Source organism: Paenibacillus hodogayensis (genome assembly GCF_039536325.1).
GTDB classification, from domain to species: Bacteria; Bacillota; Bacilli; order Paenibacillales; family NBRC-103111; genus Paenibacillus_AB; species Paenibacillus_AB hodogayensis.
Genome location: NZ_BAAAYO010000009.1, coordinates 1 through 19,391, shown reverse-complemented (window position 1 = coordinate 19,391; position 19,391 = coordinate 1). Strand labels below are relative to the sequence as shown.

Sequence of the window (19,391 nt, the reverse complement as noted above, 5' to 3'; positions counted from 1 at the left end):
CCCCCCATCGAATTAATAAGATGTAAGTTTAGTATAGCCGGGGGACATGCGAGTCATCTACTCAGCTCTTGTTTTGTATTCTCAATAATTTCGTGCACCGAAAATTTGTTGCGATAATCGAGTGGAGAAAGCCCTACGGTGGATTTGAAAAGACGATAGAAGGAAGGGATGCTCTGAAAGCCGCTCCCGAAACAAACGTCTGCGGCGCTAAGGTTCGTGCTGATCAGCAGTCGTTTCGCTTCATTGATTCGCAGATCCAGCAAATATTCTTTAAAACAGCGGCCCAGCTCCTGCTGAAACAGGTGGCTGACCCGGGAGGGACTAAGGAGGAGAGCATCCGCAATATCCGTCAGCTCCAGGGGCTCCCGGAAGCGATCTTCAACCAGAGCCAAAGCCGGACGCATCCGTCGGAACGTATCGGTCATCCGTTTCCACTCCAACTTCGACATGCTAGTCGAATAATGGCGCAGCAGCAGCACACACAGCTCGAGTAGGGCGCTTTTGGCCATGCTTTTATAACCGTCCTCTTTGGCGTCGAGCTCGTTCCATATTTGTCCAATCAATGCCCCGAGCGGTGCAGCTAGGGGAGAAGCCGAAGTAATGCGATTGTCGAAATAATCGGAATTATAAGCGAATGGCAGCAGCAACGATTCTTCCTCATCAAGTAACAAACGCGGATCGAAATTGATAAATATATAGGTGCTGGGATTGCATTCATCCGATTTGGCAATATGGAGTTCCCTATTATTCACTATAAAAATATCGCCGACTCCGACCCGGTACTGCTTCTCGCCAAAATAAAAAATGCCGCTACCGGAAATACAGAGGCCGATTTCCAAACTTGAATGAAAGTGAAGCGGTTCCAACTTTTCGTTGGGCGTCCAGCGGAATGCGTTAATCGGAATGTTGTTCTCATAAGTAATATTCAGCCTCATTTGGGGAACCTCGAATAACGAATTTTTCTTCCTCATAAATCGAGAGGATCGGCGTTTAAGGCGGGGGAGAGCCAGGACCATTCACATCCCGTCGCCCATGCTGCTGGTATTGTCGGGGAAAACAGCCGTATTTGCTCATGACGCACATCTCGTAAAATTCGTGCCAATGAAGCGGAGACGGCTTCGGCAGACGCTGCACAAAGATGTTGAATGACTGGTTAAGCTGCATATACTGCTCATTCAACAGACGCCTAGGCTGCGGCCAGATCTCCCGCTTCATCGGTTCATTCCTTTCGGCTCACAGGCGTCTATACGTTCTCAAACTTGCTTCCCGCTACATCCCGCCCTCTGGCAAGCCATACCTTGTGATTCTCATTACGCTCCGGAATGACTCGCGTTTCTGTGGAGAAATAGCGCATCGTATAGCCGCACCTGCGGTGAGGGCTCGTATTGGCCTTTGCGCCATGGATGATCCGGCTGTCGTGCAGCGAGCATTCGCCCCGCTCCAGTTCAAAGTAGACGGCTTGCGAATCGTCGATATTTTTCACTTGCGACCGGAACAAGTTCGTGCTTTTGTCCACGGCCTCATACTCGGAAAACCCGTTGTTATGAGTGCCGGGGATGACGCGCATGCAGCCGTTCTCCTGATTGCTGCGGTCAATGGCCAGCCAGACCGTCACGATGTGATCGAAGCTGCTCACGCGGCCTTTCCAGTAGGCCGAATCTTCGTGCCATGGCGTGGCGCGCCCCACCACCGGATCTTTACAGATAAAATGGCTCGACCACAACCCAATATTCGGACCGAGAATAGGCTCCACCAGATCCAGCACCTCATCCGCGAGCAAAAACTCCAACAGCCGTTCATCGCGGAAGTGCGGGGTATCCAGCTCATCCGACAGCTTCGAGCCCTTCAAGGCCAGCTGCTCCTCAAAAATGTTCGTCAACTTATTCAACTTTTGTTCAGAAAAAAGCTGCTTTTTGTACAATAAATATCCGTTATGGTTATAATACGCCGTATCCTCCGGTGATATCAAGCTTTCGTTTTGTAACAAGGAAATCGCCTCCACCAATCGTTTGTAAGTACATCTCTACTGTAGCAAATCGGGTGAGGCGGACGCTCATCTTTCCATCCGGGAAACTTAGCATATCTTCAGATTTTGTTCGATTATTGCAAGAGAAAGGAGGCGGGATCTGATATTTAATTAATGATATTAAATATTAATGATATAAATAGATGCGAGAAATAAAATTAACTTGATTCGGGAGAAGAAGCCTTATCGGCCGCTTTTTAATTTACATAACAAATACTATGTTAACAAAATATCCGTATTGCTATCCTGCGGGCAAATAAGGTAAAGTATAAGCGCGCATCCCGGGACGGGGTGTTTGTCGTCGCTAAACGGTATTCAGGGCCGCAGTATCCGCAAAGGAATTGGCCTTGAACCGCACCGTACAGCCGACGTACCAGTATACAACCGGGGGATGACCGCATGGGCCTAACGGACGGAATGAGAAGCTTCCTGAACAAAAGTATCGCCAATCGGATGATCGTTTATTTCTCCCTGTTCGGAACGTTGCTGCTGATTGTGCTCGGGGCGGTTAATTATTACGAGTCCTCGACTTCGCTGGAATCCGAGATCGTTCACTACACGACGGAGATGATGGAGCAGACGGAAGCGAATCTCGATTTGTATGTAAACGATGCCAAAACGCCGATCGCGCTCCTCTCGACGAATTCCTCGCTGATCGCCTCGCTTCGCCACTATCAGGATATGTCTTGGGTAGACCGGCTTGCCCATAACCAAGCCATCGAAGAACTGACATTCAATATCAACACGTTCAAATCGTACATTGACGATATTCTCGTCATCGGCCGCAACGGCTACGTCAACAATCTGTATTCCGGCAAATATATGAATACGAGCTACCCTTTTTTCGAACAGCAGTGGGTGCGCGACGCTCTGAACTGGAAAGAAAGCCAGCTGCAAATTATTGGGCTGCACCGAAGGGAGTATTATACGGTTCTGGACCGTAAATACAATACGGATACCGTGTCTGTCGCCCTGCCGATCTTCGACGAGAACCGCGAAGCGATCGGGGTCGTCATCTGCGACCTCAATCTCGACAAAATCGGCGACCTGCTGCCGGTGAAGCGGATTGCCGACAACCAGCAGTTGTTTCTGCTCGACGGCAAAGGGCAAATTTTGTTCGACCAAGGCAATAGCAGAGTCGGCGAGGCGTACGAACCCGGCTTGTTCGAGCGGATCAACGCCGGCTCCTCGGGACGTTTTCGACAGACGATCGACGGCCAGAACATGATGATCCTGTACACGACCTCCGAAATGACCGGCTGGAAAATCGTCACCCAAGTGCCGATGAACCTGATCTATCATCACGCCAACAAGCTGCAGGCGACGACGTATATCAGTATTTTGTTCGCGATCGCAGCCATCATCGGCATCTCCACCTGGATATCCGTCCAGCTCCGCAAGCCGCTCAAGCTGCTCGTCTCCCGGATGAAGCAAGTGGAGGCGGGCAATTTTACTCCGAAAACGAAATCGTACGGCTACGGCGAGGTTCAACTGCTCGGGGATAAATTCGAGAATATGGTGGCCGAGATCAACCGGCTCATTACGGAAAACTATGAATCCCGCATCGTGCAGCAGGAATCCGAATTCAAGGCGCTGCAAGCGCAAATCAACCCGCATTTTCTGTTCAACACGCTGCAGCTGATCCAGACCGAGATCGTCTGCGAAAACTACGAGGAATCGTCGGAGCTGTTGGTCGCCTTGAGCCATCTGTTCCGTTACTCCATGGACTATACGCGTCAGGTCGTCACGCTGCGGGAGGAACTCGACTATATCGGCAGCTATTTGAACATATACACGCAAAAATACAAAGGCCGGCTGCACACGTCCATTAGCGCAGACCCGCTCTTGGAAACCTACGCCATACCGAAACTCATTCTGCAGCCGATCGTCGAAAACTGCATCGTGCACGGCTTCGCCGACGGATTCCACAGCGGCAAGATTACGGTGGATTGTGTCTGCGATGAAGAAGGGGTACTGATCCGGATAGCGGACAACGGTATCGGCATGACGGAGGAGCAGCTCGCGGCTCTGAGCGAGAAGATCGGCTCTACATCAGGGGAAGGCAGCCGAATCGGCCTGCGCAACGTGCAGCAGCGGATCAAGATGAAATACGGGGAAGAGTACGGCATGTCCGTGTCCGGCAACCCGCGAAATTCCACCATTGTCGACATTCGACTTCCGGGAGAGATGAAGCCATGATTAACGTATTGCTCGTTGACGATCAACCCGCCGTTATCGGCTTTTTAAGGAACAGCTTGAACTGGGAAGCTTTGAATATGCGTATCGTCGGTTATGCGGCGAATGGCGAGGAAGCGCTCTCTCTGGTGGAGCAAACGTCGCCCGATATTGTCATCACCGACATCAAGATGCCGATCATGGACGGGCTGGGTTTGATGCAGGCGATACGCGCCCGCTCGCTTCCGTGTAAAATCGTCGTGCTGAGCGCCTACGGCGAGTTTGAATATGCAAAACAATCGATTCAGTACGGCGTAAGCCATTACTTGCTCAAGCCGATCGATAAGGCGAAGCTGCTCGATATTTTGAACCGGATTTCCACAGAAATCGAGCATGAGCAGGATTTCAATCAGGAAGTTACGCTGATGAAAAACAAGATCCGTCAATTCATTCTTGAGGAGCATAAGCGCAAACTAATTCGGCTGCTGCATTCTCGGCAGTCCGGTCCGTTCGCCCAGATGGCGCTCGATCCGCAGTTGAGCCAGGTGACGGAGGGGGCCTTTTGCTGCATGATCATGGAGTGCGATTCGCCTGTCGCTCCGCCCGAGCCGACAGCAGACGGGGATCGGACGTATACGCTGCTGCTCCATAACGACCGGCTGGAGCTCGTCTGCTTCTATGATCCGGGCGCGGGCGTCGACGATGGCGAACTTCAGCGGGCTATGATCGGGCAGTACGGCCTGCCGGACGGCAGCATCGCCGGGTTCAGCAACGTCCATACGGGAACGGATGCGGTTGTTGCCGCTTACGCGGAGGCGAAGGAAGCGATCAAAGGCGGATTTTATTCCGGCAGCAGCGGCAACCGATACTGCGATCTGGCTTTCGGTAAGGGCCGGTCGGACAAAAATGCGACGGCGGCCAAGGACAAAATCGGCGCCTGGCTGCGCAGCGGACAGATGGACAGCTGCACAGCCTATATCCGCGAGGAATGGACCCAGCCGTTCCGGGACCAGCGGACCTCGCCCGAGCTCGTTTGCCAAAGCTGCTACGAGTTGTTGTTCCTGCTGCGCAGCGAGTTCGGTTCGGATGCGGAAGGCACGGGGCGGCTGATGGACGAGTTGCAGCAAATTGCGCGGTTTTGCAAGCTGGAGCAGGTCCAGAGCTACTTGATCGACCAGCTTGTCGGTCTTGCCGCGCGCCTGCAATCGGAGCAGGCGCAGACGGATCAACTGGTGCGCAGCGTGAAGGCGTATATCGGCGTTCATTTCCGCACGAATATTTCATTGGACTTGATGGCCGGGACGCTGTTCGTCAGCAAATATTATTTAAGTCGCATGTTCAGCAAAATGACGGGCGAAACGATTTGGGACTATTTGATCCGCTACCGGCTGGACAAAGCGAAGCATCTGCTCGTCACAAGCTCGATGAAAACGTACGAGATCGCCGCAGAGGTCGGCTACGAGAACACGTCGCATTTCAGCACACTGTTCAAAAAGCATGTCGGCGTCTCTCCGCAGGAATACAAACAAGCGAACGGATGAGCAATATAAACAACGATTTCGCAACAAACTTGATTTCGATCCGCCCGGAATTCCGTTACGATAAGAACTGTCGTACGACACAACGATACGCAGCACAAAGGGGAGGAAGCAAGTTGAAAAAGATCACAACATCGATTGTCTGCTTCACGGCGGTATCGCTGCTCATCTCGGGTTGTTCCAGTTCCAGTAGCGGTCAAAAGGAAAGCGCTAACACAACCAAACCTTCGCCCGTTACATTGAGCGTCATGTCCTGGGAAAACGAAAATGCGATGAAGCCCCTGCTGGAAGGCTTTAAAGCGAAATACCCGGACATCAAGATCGATTTCCAATTCACGCCTCCGACGAAAGATTACATCCAGAAGCTCAAGACGACGCTGCTGACCGGCTCGGCTACAGACGTTTTCGTCATGGCTTACGAAAACAAGGACGATATTATCCGGTCCGGCTATGCGCTCGATTTGACCAACGAACCGTTCATGTCGATCGTCTCCGACTTCAACAAGCAGACGTATTCGGCGAACGGCAAAGTGTATGGCTTCGCTCAAAGCGCCTGGGCAGGGGGGATTTTCTACAACAAGAAGCTGTTCGCCAAAGCGGGCGTGCAGGTGCCGACCAATTGGCAAGAATTCATCGATGCCTCCAAAAAGCTGAAAGCAGCCGGCATTACGCCTTATCTGGATAACCTACAGGACATGGCGGCCAACATTGTAAGCGGTCTATTCATTACCGAGACGCATGCCAAAAACCCGAAATTCGACGAAGAAGTAAACGCCGGCAAGAAAAAATACGTCGACGGTTGGACGATTCCGGCGCAGCTGTGGTACAACGACATGTACAAAAACGGCCTGATGACGCAAGACATGCTCGGCTTGAGCTGGGATCAGCAGCAGAACGAGTTCGCCACCGAGAAGGTCGCGATGTCGCCGGGCGGACCTTGGTGCATCAAGGTATTCAATAGCGCAAATCCGAATCTGGATTTCGGCATGATGCCTTATCCGGGCGTGGACGCCAACAACGCGCATTGGGCCGGAGCGGCGGGCATCGCCTACGCGATCAACGCCAAGACGAAAGTCAAAGAGGCCGCGGCGGCCTTCCTGTCGTACATGGCGACGCCGGAAGGACTGGAGCTGTACAACAAAGGCACCGGACAAATTATTAGCGCCAAGGGCGGAGAGAAGTTCGCGGTTCATCCTTCGCTGGAGGATGCCAAAAAAGGGCTGTTGAAAAACGACATCTGGAATCCGTCGGGCGGCTGGCAAAATCCGGAGGCGATTCGGAACGTGCTGCAGACGTCGCTTCAGGAAACGTTGGCCGGTAAAATCAAACCGGAGCAAATCGCTCAAAATATGGATAAGAAGTTCGAAGAAATGAACAAAAAGTAAAGCAGGCAAGCTTCATCAGAGGGAGCATGATGATCGGCTGCCGATCTTAATGCTCTCTCTTGTACAGGAGGTGCTGGAAATGAAGCATAAATCGCGCAAAATCAAATTCATCTTCTTTATGTTTCTGGTACCCGCTTTGGCCAGCCATACGCTGTTTATCATTTTCCCGTTTCTGAAAAGCTTGTATTACAGCTTTACGAATTTCGACGGGATGTCGCGGCAATACAAATTTGTCGGCATCGGCAATTATATCGACTTGTTCCATGACAGCGCCATGCTGGCGTCGATGAGCTATACGCTGTTCTACACGTTCAGCTCCATCGTGCTCGTGACCTTGTTCGCCATTCCGCTCGCCATCATTCTCGACTCGGGGATGAAGACGCGGAATTTGCAAAGGGCGGTGTTTTTCTTCCCGTCCGTACCGAGCTCGCTTGCCATCGGCTACATTTGGGCGTACATTTTCTCGCCGACCGATTCGGGCGCTCTGAACTACTTGCTGCACAACCTGTTCGGCATGGAGCGCGTGCCTTGGCTGTCCGACCCGTTGCTCGCGCGCGTATCGACGGTTATCGTCGGCGTATGGGCTAGCTTGGGCTGGCATGCAGTGCTGTACGTCGCCAACTTGCAGACGATTCCGCACGAATACTATGAAGCGGCGCAAATTGACGGGGCCACCTGGAGGCAACGCCTGTTCCACATTACGATTCCGATGCTGTCTCCGGCGATGACGGCCAGCCTGCTCATCCTGACGACAGGGGGCTTGAAGGTGTTCGAGATTCCGTTCGCGCTGACGAAGGGCGGACCGGGCTTCGAGACGCATTCGATCTCCCAGGTAATCATTTTGCGGGGCATCTCGGAAATGTTCTACGGGAAAGCGTCGGCGATGAGCATCGTGCTCTTCCTCTTTATCGCCATCATTACGATTATCCAGTTGAAATGGACGCAGGGAAGGGAGGCGCGTCTGCGATGAGGACGAAAAAACGCGGCGTGATCGCGCTGGAAGTCGTGATGCTGGCGATCAGCGCGCTGTACATGTACCCCTTCTATTATATGGTGATCAATACGATGAAAACGAGCCAGGATGCGGCGTTCAATCCGCTTTCGCTGCCGGCCCGGTTCGTCTTCGACAGCTATGCGCGGGTGTTTGCCGATACGCCGATCTTAAATGCGTTTAAAAACAGCCTGGTCATTACCGTGTGCGCCGTGGGCCTGATCGTGCTGCTCGGCTCGATGGCGGCGTATGCGATCTCGTTCGGCAGAAATAAGTCCAACACGTTTTTCATGTTTTATTTGCTGGCCGGTTTTATGATTCCGATGCAATCGTCGCTTATACCGCTGTTCGAGATTATGACGAAGCTGCACTTGATCGACAAGCTGTCTGGGATCATCTTGTTTTACAGCCAAGGGTGCGTATTCGCCTTCTTTCTTTACCTCGGCTTTATGCGCTCGTTCCCGTCCGAGTTGGAGGAGGCGGCGATTATCGACGGCTGCGGCCCGTTCCAAGTATTCACCAAGGTTGTATTTCCGCTGCTCAAGCCGATTACAACGACAGTAATTATTTACCATACGATGTGGACGTGGAACGATTTCCTATTCGCGAACGAATTCTTGAACTCGCGCAGCAACAGTACGCTAATATTGGAAATATTCCGCGCTAAGGGCCAGTTCTCGACCGAGTGGTCGACGTTTATGGCGATGCTCGTTATCGTACTGGCGCCTTCGCTTGTATTTTTCCTATTCATGCAGAAGCATATTATTAAAGGTTTAATGGGAGGGGCGATCAAAGGATGAGAGACAAAATCATTATCGACACGGATATCGGGGACGACATCGACGACGCCCTGGCCATCCAGATGGCGCTTCATTCGCCCGAGCTGGACGTTGTCGGCATTACGACGGTGTTCAAATCTTGCCCCAAGCGCGCCCGGCTTGCCGCCCATCTGCTGTATATGAACGGCAGAAGCGACATTCCCGTCGCCCTCGGCGCGGCGGCTCCGCTTACCGGCAATTGGGATTCGTACAAGGAGCCATGTCAGTATTCGGAAGCGGCGATGGGGCATTACGACTGCGGCGCCATGCCGGAGGCCGCTTCGTTTCTCGTCGAGCAGACGGCGCTGCATCCGCAGCAAATCCGCGTTGCGGCGATCGGTGCGCTTACCAATATTGCCTCGGCCATTCGGCTGTCCGACGACTTCGCGCGCAACGTCAAGGAAATCGTGCTGATGGGCGGCGTCTACTCGTATCATTACAACGAGTGGAACATCAAGTGCGACCCGGAAGCGGCTGCGATCGTATTCCAGTCCGGCATTCCGATCGTGATGGTCGGACTCGATGTGACCCTGAGCTGTTATGTGACAGCAGACGAGGCGCTGGACCAATTGGACAGAGCTTCCTACAAGGCGGCGCCGTTTATCGGGGATTGCATCCGCATGTGGCGGGCCGTCTCGCCCAACCGTCCGATCTACTTGCACGATCCGCTCGTCATTGCGGCGATGATCGACCCGACGACTGTGAAGACCGAGCAGATGCTTATCCGCGTCGAAACGAAGGGCCAGTATACGCAAGGCATGACCTTTGCCGCGCAGCGACCGTTCGGCGAGCGGCAAGAGGGGCCTATGAACGCCGCCGTCTGCACGGATGTCGACAAGGAGCGGGTCGTCCGGCTGTTCGCCGAGCGGACTTTGCAGGACGGCGCTCCGGCACCGGCCATGTCGTAAAGAACGGGCATGCAGCCGCTTCGACATCCGGATATCCGTTCCCCGAAACATGCGGCAGGACGCTACGGCTGGTTTTTCGTCGCCGCCACCGTTATTCTTTTTCAAGCCTCGGATATATCGCTGCGGGTGGCTTCCGTCGGCACCCACTATACGGCCGGGGCCGTTCTGCAAGCAATCCCGCTGCTTCTGCTCGCGCTGACGACTGCGTTCGTCAAGCGACGGACGTTACCCCGGTCCATACCGACGAGCGGTTGGGCAGCTGCCGCCGGCTACGGTTGCTTGCAATTTCTGGCGGGCAACGTGCTGTTCTATGTAGCGGTTCAGCTCGGCGGGCTCAGTATCGCGTCACCGGCCGTGCAAAGTCAGGCGATATGGGCCGTTCTGATCGGCGGGGTGCTCCTTCGCGAACCGATCAGCCGCACGATGGTCGGCGGAATCGCCCTTTTCGTGACCGGGCTGGCTCTGATGTTCGGGTACAAGTCTGCCGGGATGCCGCTTACCATCGGAACGGCATGGGCGTTCGTATTCGGCTTAGCCGGCGGGTTATCGTGGGCGAGCGCCTCGGCCGTCCTGAGAGCCCGCCTGCGCAGCGGAATGGCGCCGGCCCAAGTGCTCGCCGTCGGGGCGGCGTCCGGCATCGTGCTGCTGAATGTGCTGATTGCGCTTGTCTACGACAGCGCTGAGGTGTGGGCTACCGTTACGCCTGAAGGGGCTCTCCGTCTTATCGCCGCCGGCTGCTTCAACGGCTTGGCGATCTGGAGCTTTTCTTACGCGCTGCGGACGATTCGGATGTCGAAAGCCATTCCGGTCGTTTCCCTCAGCATCGTCTTGAATACGATCATCGGCGGCGTTTATTTTAACGAATACGTGAATACGGGCTCCATCTGCGGCATGCTGATCGCCTTTCTTGGCGTCATTATCGTCCAGGAGCCGCGAGTGGGCGGCAGCCGAAATCGAACGGAAAACCGTGTGCCCTAGAACGAAGGCAGACTTTTCCGATAGAAATAGAGAGCTAGCTTCGGAGGCAGTCGTTTGCATCCGCGCAGGTCTGTGGTACTCTTAGAGGGAACCTTACGTCACGGAGGCGAACATTTTGGTCAGTTCCCTGTTTGTCGGGCTTGTCGCTCTTATCCACTTATACATTCTCTATCTGGAGATGTTTATGTGGGCGACCCCCAGAGGATTAAAGGCTTTTGGCATGACGAAGCAAGCTGCCGAGGCGTCTAAGACGTTGGCCGCCAATCAAGGGCTGTACAACGGATTTTTGGCCGCGGGGCTTATTTGGGGCCTGGTTCATCCCGATGTCGCCGTCGGACATCAGATTGAAATTTTTTTCCTGATATGCGTTCTCGTCGCCGCTTTGTACGGCGGGGCCACCGCGAAAAAATCGATTTTGCTCGTCCAGGGCTTGCCAGCCCTTATCGCTCTGCTGCTGGTCCTGTTCCTTTGACCGGCCGGCAGACAGAGGAGCGTGCGATCTCTGCAAGCAGTCATAACCGGAAGTCATAACCGGAAAACCGCCTTGTCGAGGCGGCTTTTTTCGTCGTGACAGGTATTGTGATGAAGCATTAGAAGCCGATAGGTGATCTTTCACGACCGAACAAGAAAGGACGGCGATGCGCGTTGACCTTACAGCAGCTCCGTTATGTAATCGAGGTGGCCAACCGCGGGTCGATGAACGAAGCGGCCAAACGGCTGTTTCTGTCGCAGCCCAGCCTTTCGAATGCGATTAAAGAGCTGGAGGAAGAAATCCGGGTTACGATTTTCGAACGTACAAACAAAGGCATTACGCTATCGAAGGAAGGGGCGGAATTTCTCGGCTACGCCAGGCAGGTGATCGAGCAGGCCGAACTGCTGGAGAACCGCTACCTGAACGCCAAGCCTTCGCCGCAGCATTTCTCGGTGTCGACCCAGCATTACGCCTTCGCGGTGAACGCCTTCGTGAAGCTGGTCCGCGAGCATGGCCACGAGGAATACGAACTGGCTTTGCGGGAAACGAAAACGTACGAAATTATTCAGGATGTCAAAAGCCAGCGCAGCGAGATCGGCATATTGTACGTCAACGAATTTAACTCCAAGGTGATCAACCGGCTGCTCAAGGACGCCAACCTGACGTTTACGAGCCTGTTTACGGCAAAGGCGCACATTTTTATAAGCATCGGCAATCCGCTGGCCAAGCAGGCGGTCGTGACGCTCGACGAGCTGCAGGATTACCCGTATTTGTATTTCGAACAAGGGGAGTACAATTCGTTTCACTTCTCCGAGGAAATTCTCAGCACGCTGTCGCACCGCAAAAGCATCCGCGTCAACGACCGGGCGACCCTGTTCAATCTGCTGATCGGCTTGAACGGATACACGATCTCGACCGGAGTGCTCAGCGCCGATCTGAACGGCAACGAGATCATTCCCGTTCCGCTCGCCAGCGACGAGACGCTCCATGTCGGCTGGATTAGTCACCAGAATGCCGCTCTTTCCAAGCTCGCCTCCGCCTATATTGAAGCCCTGCACGAGACTTTGGCTTCCAGTTAGCCCGCCCCGATAAACGTCAGAAGCCTTGAGCAATCAAGGTTGTTTGGCGTTTCTTAAAAATCTTCATCGTTTCTTTCGTTTTTTCCCCAGCCCTCCTTTATTTTTGTGCCGTAGTATTTCTATCATCGGTATAGAAAGGAGAGCTAAAACGAATGATCAAAAAAACCGTATGTTGGAGCCTGATCGCCGTTCTTATTATTTGGTGCGGATGGGGGCTCATCTGGTCCGGGAAAGAGCGGGAAATCGCAGTTGGGCCAATCGACGGCTGGAAAGCGAATACGTTGATCGCGCATGCCTTGGGCGGAATACAAGGCTTCAAGTATACGAATTCCTATGACGCATTCATCGCCAACTATCATAGAGGGTTCCGCTTGTTTGAAGTCGATCTTCTGCAGACGGAAGAGGGGGAGCTGGTTGCAAGACACGACTGGTCGCAAAACCTGCAGCCGGATCTAACGAAAAACTCGCTTATTCAAGGTCGATTTCGTCCCCTCGCATGGCCGGATATTCTCCAACTGATGCAGATATATCCCGATTTTTATTTGATTATTGATATGAAAGCAAGCGGGAACGAAAATATCCATCGGCAATTTGAGCATTTGGTCAATGAAACGCTCCGGGCAGACCCTTCCCTGTTGAACAGAATGATTCCTGAACTATTTAGTCCGGCCATGTATGATACGGTCATGAGCATTTATCCATTTCCCAACAACATGTATTCGCTCTACAACACCGCCGCTTCGGCCACAAGTATTTTACAGTTTGTTAAGGAGAAACACATTTCGGCGGTAGCCATGCCTGTATATCGCGTTTTTATGAACCCGAATCTAGTCCGATCTCTGCAGGATCTGGGGGTCAGAAGCTATGTTCATACGGTTAACGGCAGATGGACCATGGACCTGCTGAGCAGCTTCGGGGTATATGGATTTTATACGGACAGGGAGGTATCGCCGGTCGAGCTTGCGCTTGCGCATGCAAACGTCAGTCCGGACAACGGCGGCTTCCCGGAATATAGCAGCGCCGACTTGGTAAAAATAAGCACATTTCCTATGAAGGTGAAAAACAATGGCTAAAATGAACATCCTTGTCGTGGACGATGAATTGGAAATTCGCGAAGCGCTCGTCCTTTACTTGAGAAGCGACAGTGTCGACGTCATTACGGCCTCGAATGGGCTGGAAGCGCTTGACATCTTGGAAAAGGAAACGATCCACCTGATCATCATGGACGTGATGATGCCGCAGCTCGATGGGATCAAAGCGACCTTTAAAATTCGCGAAAGCAAAAACATCCCGATTATTATGCTCTCGGCAAAATCGGAAGATAATGACAAAATTTTGGGCCTTAACGTGGGGGCCGACGATTACATGACCAAACCGTTTAATCCTCTCGAGCTCATCGCAAGAGTTCGTTCCCAGCTGCGGAGATTTACGAATCTAGGCGCTATTCAGACGAACGAGGACGAGATTATTCAAGTCAAGGGCCTTGTGCTGAATAAAAGCACAAAGACGGTTGAGGTCGATGGCGAGGATGTGAGGCTGACTCCTAAGGAATACAAAATTTTGGAGTTATTGATGGAGAACAAGGGGAGGGTCTTCTCGCTCGAAGAGATTTACGAGCGCGTGTGGAATGAACCGATCTTTTCCTCGGAGAATACGGTCGCGGTGCATGTTCGCAATATCCGCGAGAAAATCGAGATCAATCCCAAAGACCCGAAATATTTAAAGGTGGTATGGGGAATTGGATATAAAATCGAAAAAAAATAAAGCGAACCGGCGAATTTCTGTCGACCTTCTGGTCATACTGGCCGCGGCGATCCTGTGGATCGTCATTCTGATTAACCGATTTTTCGTCGGCAGACTGTACGTGGAGTGGTTTATCCTTGTATGGATCCAGCTCTTTTTGCTAGTTATCATAGTCGGTGTATTGGCAGGCAAGGTGTTCTTCCGCCGGAACGCATCCCCTGATCGGAGCGAGCTGTGGCGGGGAAGCGTGACGACGTACTACATTCGCCTATGGAGCCGCTGTGTAAGGGCTGTGCTGCAGAATGGGAAAATTTCCTGGGGATTGCTCCTTCTATTCTTGTTAACGGCGATATCCGGCATCGTCGGATGGCGGGCGGCTACGTATGCGAGCAGCAACGAGCTCGGTTGGCTCCTTTTCTACGAGGTTTTGTACATCTTGTTCGTCGTTCCGTATGTTCTCGGCAAGCTTGGGAGGTTCGCCGCGATCGTCAAGGGAGCGAGAGAAATTGCCGATGGCAATATTCAATATACGATTCAAGAGTCCGGGAAAGATATTCTATCCAAACTTGCGAGTGACCTGAACAACATGAAGGCCGGGTACCAAAATGCGCTGGAGAATCAAATAAAGAGCGAACGTTTAAAGACCGAACTGATCACCAACGTATCGCATGACTTGAAGACGCCGCTCACTTCCATTATCAACTATGTCGATCTGTTAAAAAAAGAGGAGCTTCCTTCCGAGACAGCCAGAGCCCATGTTCAAATCCTCGAGCGCAAAGCATTAAGGCTCAAGCTATTGATCGAAGACCTGTTCGAGGTGTCGAAAATGGCCAGCGGCACGGTGGAGCTGGATATTGAATCTGTCGATGTGGCCACCTTATTGACCCAGGCTATCGCCGAATTCAGAACCCATGCAGGGGATGCTTCCCTTGAGATTAGAGAAAGAATAGCCAAGTTCCCGATCCATGCAAGCTTGGACGGCAATAAAATATGGCGCGTCTTTGAAAATGTAATCGGCAATGCTAAGAAATATTCTCTTCCCGGCACCCGGATCTATATTTACTTGGATGAAACCGACGACCAGGTTCTCTTCAAAATTCAGAATACGTCGGCCTACGAGATCGATTTTGCTGCGGAGGAATTGTTCGAGCGTTTCAAAAGAGCGGACGAATCCCGTCATACGGAAGGCTCCGGTCTCGGTCTTTCGATCGTGAGAAGTATCGTGGAGCTGCACGGCGGAGAGATCAAAATCGAGATTCATGGCGATCAATTCAATGTCATTATACATTTGCCCAAACGCCGCTTGCTCTAGTAGGCATAAACGGATTCGGCCTTTTCGCTTCGCGCCCGAACGGAAGGGCTTTTTTCCTTTCCCGCCTCCTCATGCTCTGGCATCGCGCCAAGTTCCGTCCCGATGCCGGACAGGGACGACTTACCTATAGCTTCCGGCTATAACCAGCTATAGAAATTTGGATTTACGCTATAGCAAAGCGAATATGTTATCTTTCTTTTAACACGCAGATAAGAGGAGAGTTAGCATATGAAAAGCGGCAATTTGGGTTACCCCCGTATCGGACGGAACCGGGAATGGAAGAAGGCGCTGGAGGCGTATTGGGCCGGGAAGCTGGAGGAAGAGGCTTTCCATGCGGAGCTGAAAGCGATCCGTCTCGGCAATCTGAAAGCGCAGCAGGAGCGGGGAATTGAGATCATTCCGGTTGGCGACTTCACTTATTACGATCATATCCTCGACACGGCCGTCATGTTCGGCCTGATTCCGGCACGCTTCGGCCGCTTGGAAGGCAAGCCGGACTTGTCGGTCTACTATGCGATGGCGCGGGGCAGCCGCGACGCGACCGCCTGCGAGATGACGAAATGGTTCAACACGAACTATCACTACATCGTGCCGGAGCTGGATCAAGCGAACCCCGTTCTGACCGGCAACCGTCTGCTGGACACATACCGCGAAGCCAAGACGGAGCTCGGCATCGAAGGAAGACCAGTGCTCGTCGGTCTTTATACGTTCCTGAAGCTGTCCAAGGGCTATGGCCGCGAGGGATTGGCCGGCTGGATCGATTGCCTGCTGCCCTTGTACGTACAAGTTCTGCGCGAGCTCGAAGCCGAGGGCGTTGCTTGGGTGCAGATCGACGAGCCGATTTTGTCCTCTTCGCTGAGCGGCGACGAGCTGGCCCATGTCGCCCGCATTTACGAGACGCTGACGAAAGAAGTGCCGGGCATCAAGCTGCTGCTGCAAACGTATTTCGAGTCCGTTGACCGTTACCAGGACGTCGTCTCGCTTCCTGTGCATGGGATCGGCCTCGACTTCGTGCATGACGAAGGGAGAAACTTGCAAGCGGTACGCGAGCACGGTTTCCCTGCGGACAAAGTGCTGGGCGCCGGTCTGATCGACGGCAGAGGCATCTGGAAAGCCGATCTGCAAGGCAAGCTGGAGACATTGAACGCCTTGACCCAAGCCGTATCCGCAGACCGAATCATCGTGCAGCCGTCGTGCAGCCTGCTTCACGTGCCGGTAAGCGCCGCACAGGAGAACCTGCTGCATACGACGCTGCGGGAGGCGCTCGCCTTCGCCGATGAAAAGCTGGATGAAATCGCTCTGTTGACCAAAGCCGCGAACGTTGGCGCGCAAGCTTTCGCCGCCGAGCTGGCCGAATCCGACCGCAGCCGCAAGGCGCTGGAGCAATCGCCGTCCCGGGCCCGCAAGCAAGTGCATGCACGGATCGCCGGACTTACTCAGCAGCCTTCGTCCCGAACGGAATCCTTCGACGTGCGGCGCAAGGCGCAGCAGGAGCGTTGGAAGCTTCCTTTGCTTCCGACGACGACAATCGGCAGCTTCCCGCAAACCCCGGAAGTCCGCAGTGCCAGACAAAAATGGCGCAAGGGAGAGTGGGGCGCAGAGAAGTACGACGCTTTCATCAAGGAGCAGATCAAGACGTGGATCGATCTGCAGGCGGAGCTAGGCCTCGATGTATTCGTGCATGGCGAGTTCGAGCGGACCGATATGGTGGAATTTTTCGGGGAAAAGCTGGCCGGGTTCGCCTTCACCGCGAACGGCTGGGTGCAGTCTTACGGCTCCCGCTGCGTGAAGCCGCCGGTCATCTACGGCGACGTTGAATTTGTGGCGCCGATGACGGTCGCGGAGACAGTCTACGCGCAATCGCTGACGACGAAGCCGGTCAAAGGTATGCTGACCGGTCCGATCACCATCCTGAACTGGTCATTCGTCCGCGACGACAAGTCCCGCGAAGAGGTGGCGTACCAGATCGCTCTGGCGCTGCGGGACGAGGTGGAGGCGTTGGAGAAGGCCGGGATCTGCATGATTCAGGTCGACGAGCCGGCGCTTCGGGAAGGGCTGCCGCTTAAGGAAGAGAAGAAGGACGGGTATTTGGACTGGGCGGTCCGGGCTTTCCGGTTGTCCACCTCTACCGTCCAAACGGAAACCCAAATTCACACGCATATGTGCTATTGCGAATTCCACGATATGATCGATTCGATCCGGGCGCTTGACGCCGACGTCATCTCGATCGAGACGTCGCGCAGCCACGGGGAACTGATCGGTAGCTTTGAGGAGCACATTTACGACAAGGGCATCGGGCTTGGCGTCTACGACATTCACAGCCCGCGCGTCCCGACGGTCGAGGAGATCGGCACCATGATCGATCGCGCCTTGAAGGTGCTCGATTCCGCCCAGTTCTGGATCAATCCGGACTGCGGACTCAAGACGAGAAAGCTGGAGGAGACGGTCGCCTCCTTGCGCAACATGGTAGCGGCGACTTTGCTCGCCCGCGACAAATACGCCCTGAGTCATCAAGACGCTCATTGAGAAGTGTCCGTCACGAACCCTTTTATGAGGAGCACGCCATTCCGGCGGGCTCCTTTCTTGCTTGACGGCGGCGGACACCCGATGGGGACGGAGAGTTGAAAAAGGCCGCGAGACGTGTTTAGATGAACGTATACGAACGGATGTTCAACGACGAGGGGAAGCATGCTTTGTGGAAGCTACGCGTATTACCTACTATGAGTTCGGCAATCCGTCCGACGTCCTGCGCGTCGAAACCGGACCGGTAAGCCGCCCCGGCCAGGGAGAGGTGTTGGTACGTATGGTGCTTAGCCCGATCAATCCGTCCGACCTGATCCCGATTACCGGCGCTTATGCCCACCGGATCGGCTTGCCGGCGGTTCCCGGCTACGAAGGGATCGGAGTTATCGAGGATACTGGCCCCTCCGTCTCCCGGTCGCTGATCGGACGGCGCGTGCTGCCCTTGAGAGGGGAAGGGACGTGGCAGCAGTTCGTGACAGCCCCGGCCGAGTATGCCGTATCCGTTCCCGACGGTCTGGACGACGAGAGCGCCGCGCAAATGTACATTAACCCGCTGACGGCGTGGTTAGTCTGTACCGAGGCGCTGCGCCTCCAACCCGGCGGCACGGTGCTCGTCAATGCTTGCGGCTCCGCGATCGGGCGACTGTTCGCCCAATTGGCGAAGCTGTTAGGCTTCCGGCTGATCGCCGTGACCCGCAGCGGCGCGTATACCGCCGAGCTGCTGCGGCTCGGCGCTTTCGCTGTAGTCAATACGGCGGAAACGGAATTACGTCCGGCCGTCATGGAGCTGACGGGCGGCGCCGGCGCGGATGCGGCGGTCGATTCGGTGGGCGGCGCGGCCGGGACGACGATGGCTTGCTGCCTGAAGCCTGGCGCGGTGTTTTTAAGCATAGGGCTGTTATCGGGGATACCCGTCAACGGAGCGGAGATTGCTCGGCAAACCCAGGCCGACGTCCGGTTGTTCCACCTGCGTCACTGGAACCGGCTCGCGGCTCCTCCGGTATGGCAGGAAGCTTTCCGCCGATTGATGGCGCTCGTGCTGGACGGACGATTGACGCTCATGCCCGCCCGGGTCCGCTATAGCCTGCCCGATGTAAAGGAGGCAGTTCGCTCTGCACAGTCCGGCGGCAAAAACGAAGGGAAAGTTTTTTTGACTCTACCTTAAAATCAGTGCTTGACATGATGTGAAGCTCCAGAGAGCCTCTTGGTCCCTAACGTCTTACGAAGCATGAAGAGAGTTGTACGGTTTTTCACACAAGTTGTCTCCAAAGCGATTCCGATTCATGCCTGTTGTGCGAAAATGCGGTTAGCATAGAAAGTGGACACCGAATAAGGAACGTTAGATAATTAACGTAACGAAGAAAGGGGTGTCCGGAAATGGTAGAACAGAAACAGCATTTCAACGAAGATTTTAAGAAAAGAACGGTGAAGTACATCCAGGAG

The 19,391-nt window shown here is 53.9% G+C and carries 16 protein-coding genes; 14 read left to right on the top strand and 2 right to left on the bottom strand.

Annotated elements, in window-relative coordinates; all coding sequences use genetic code 11:
- Positions 1-53: 53 nt before the first annotated feature.
- Both ABD796_RS18655 and ABD796_RS18650 read right to left on the bottom strand, forming a co-directional pair.
- Positions 54-935, bottom strand: a complete 882-nt coding sequence (locus ABD796_RS18655) for a helix-turn-helix domain-containing protein (RefSeq protein ID WP_344910376.1) — start codon at positions 933-935, stop codon at positions 54-56.
- A gap of 308 nt (positions 936-1,243) precedes the next feature.
- Positions 1,244-1,969, bottom strand: coding sequence for a phytanoyl-CoA dioxygenase family protein (locus ABD796_RS18650; protein WP_379120753.1), 726 nt, complete (start codon positions 1,967-1,969; stop codon positions 1,244-1,246).
- A 456-nt stretch (positions 1,970-2,425) separates the two neighbouring features.
- Between ABD796_RS18650 and ABD796_RS18645 the strand changes: the two genes are divergently transcribed.
- The 14 genes from ABD796_RS18645 to ABD796_RS18580 all read left to right on the top strand — a co-directional run bounded on the left by ABD796_RS18645 (position 2,426) and on the right by ABD796_RS18580 (position 19,113).
- The gene (locus ABD796_RS18645; protein WP_344910371.1) at positions 2,426-4,225 is read left to right on the top strand and encodes a cache domain-containing sensor histidine kinase; all 1,800 of its coding nucleotides are present in this window, start codon (positions 2,426-2,428) and stop codon (positions 4,223-4,225) included.
- Positions 4,222-5,742 carry a response regulator gene (locus ABD796_RS18640; RefSeq protein ID WP_344910369.1) on the top strand — a complete coding sequence of 507 codons (1,521 nt, stop codon included), beginning with the start codon at positions 4,222-4,224 and terminating at the stop codon, positions 5,740-5,742. Before ABD796_RS18645 ends, ABD796_RS18640 begins: the two co-directional genes overlap by 4 nt.
- 113 nt (positions 5,743-5,855) lie before the next feature.
- Positions 5,856-7,124, top strand: coding sequence for an ABC transporter substrate-binding protein (locus ABD796_RS18635; protein ID WP_344910366.1), 1,269 nt, complete (start codon positions 5,856-5,858; stop codon positions 7,122-7,124).
- 79 nt (positions 7,125-7,203) lie between these two features.
- Entirely contained in the window at positions 7,204-8,094 is an 891-nt protein-coding gene (locus tag ABD796_RS18630) for a carbohydrate ABC transporter permease (RefSeq protein ID WP_344910364.1), read from the top strand.
- Positions 8,091-8,915 (top strand): carbohydrate ABC transporter permease, encoded by an 825-nt coding sequence (locus ABD796_RS18625; RefSeq protein ID WP_344910362.1) that lies wholly within the window; start codon positions 8,091-8,093, stop codon positions 8,913-8,915. The genes ABD796_RS18630 and ABD796_RS18625 overlap by 4 nt, the downstream gene beginning before the upstream one ends.
- Positions 8,912-9,841, top strand: a complete 930-nt coding sequence (locus ABD796_RS18620; protein WP_344910360.1) for a nucleoside hydrolase — start codon at positions 8,912-8,914, stop codon at positions 9,839-9,841. The genes ABD796_RS18625 and ABD796_RS18620 overlap by 4 nt, the downstream gene beginning before the upstream one ends.
- A gap of 9 nt (positions 9,842-9,850) precedes the next feature.
- Positions 9,851-10,819, top strand: a complete 969-nt coding sequence (locus tag ABD796_RS18615) for a DMT family transporter (protein ID WP_344910358.1) — start codon at positions 9,851-9,853, stop codon at positions 10,817-10,819.
- A gap of 115 nt (positions 10,820-10,934) precedes the next feature.
- Positions 10,935-11,291 carry a DUF1304 domain-containing protein gene (locus tag ABD796_RS18610; RefSeq protein ID WP_344910355.1) on the top strand — a complete coding sequence of 119 codons (357 nt, stop codon included), beginning with the start codon at positions 10,935-10,937 and terminating at the stop codon, positions 11,289-11,291.
- 173 nt (positions 11,292-11,464) lie between these two features.
- Positions 11,465-12,370 carry a LysR family transcriptional regulator gene (locus ABD796_RS18605; protein WP_344910353.1) on the top strand — a complete coding sequence of 302 codons (906 nt, stop codon included), beginning with the start codon at positions 11,465-11,467 and terminating at the stop codon, positions 12,368-12,370.
- Positions 12,371-12,522: 152 nt separating this feature from the next.
- The gene (locus ABD796_RS18600) at positions 12,523-13,443 is read left to right on the top strand and encodes a phosphatidylinositol-specific phospholipase C/glycerophosphodiester phosphodiesterase family protein (RefSeq protein WP_344910351.1); all 921 of its coding nucleotides are present in this window, start codon (positions 12,523-12,525) and stop codon (positions 13,441-13,443) included.
- Positions 13,436-14,134: a response regulator transcription factor gene (locus tag ABD796_RS18595; RefSeq protein WP_344910349.1), complete on the top strand. Its 699-nt coding sequence runs from the start codon at positions 13,436-13,438 to the stop codon at positions 14,132-14,134. The genes ABD796_RS18600 and ABD796_RS18595 overlap by 8 nt, the downstream gene beginning before the upstream one ends.
- Positions 14,109-15,425, top strand: a complete 1,317-nt coding sequence (locus ABD796_RS18590; RefSeq protein WP_344910347.1) for a HAMP domain-containing sensor histidine kinase — start codon at positions 14,109-14,111, stop codon at positions 15,423-15,425. Before ABD796_RS18595 ends, ABD796_RS18590 begins: the two co-directional genes overlap by 26 nt.
- Before the next feature lie 228 nt (positions 15,426-15,653).
- On the top strand, positions 15,654-17,951 hold the full coding sequence (metE, locus tag ABD796_RS18585) for a 5-methyltetrahydropteroyltriglutamate--homocysteine S-methyltransferase (RefSeq protein WP_344910343.1): 2,298 nt from the start codon (positions 15,654-15,656) through the stop codon (positions 17,949-17,951).
- Positions 17,952-18,120: 169 nt separating this feature from the next.
- Positions 18,121-19,113, top strand: a complete 993-nt coding sequence (locus tag ABD796_RS18580; protein WP_344910341.1) for a zinc-dependent alcohol dehydrogenase family protein — start codon at positions 18,121-18,123, stop codon at positions 19,111-19,113.
- Positions 19,114-19,391: the final 278 nt, after the last annotated feature.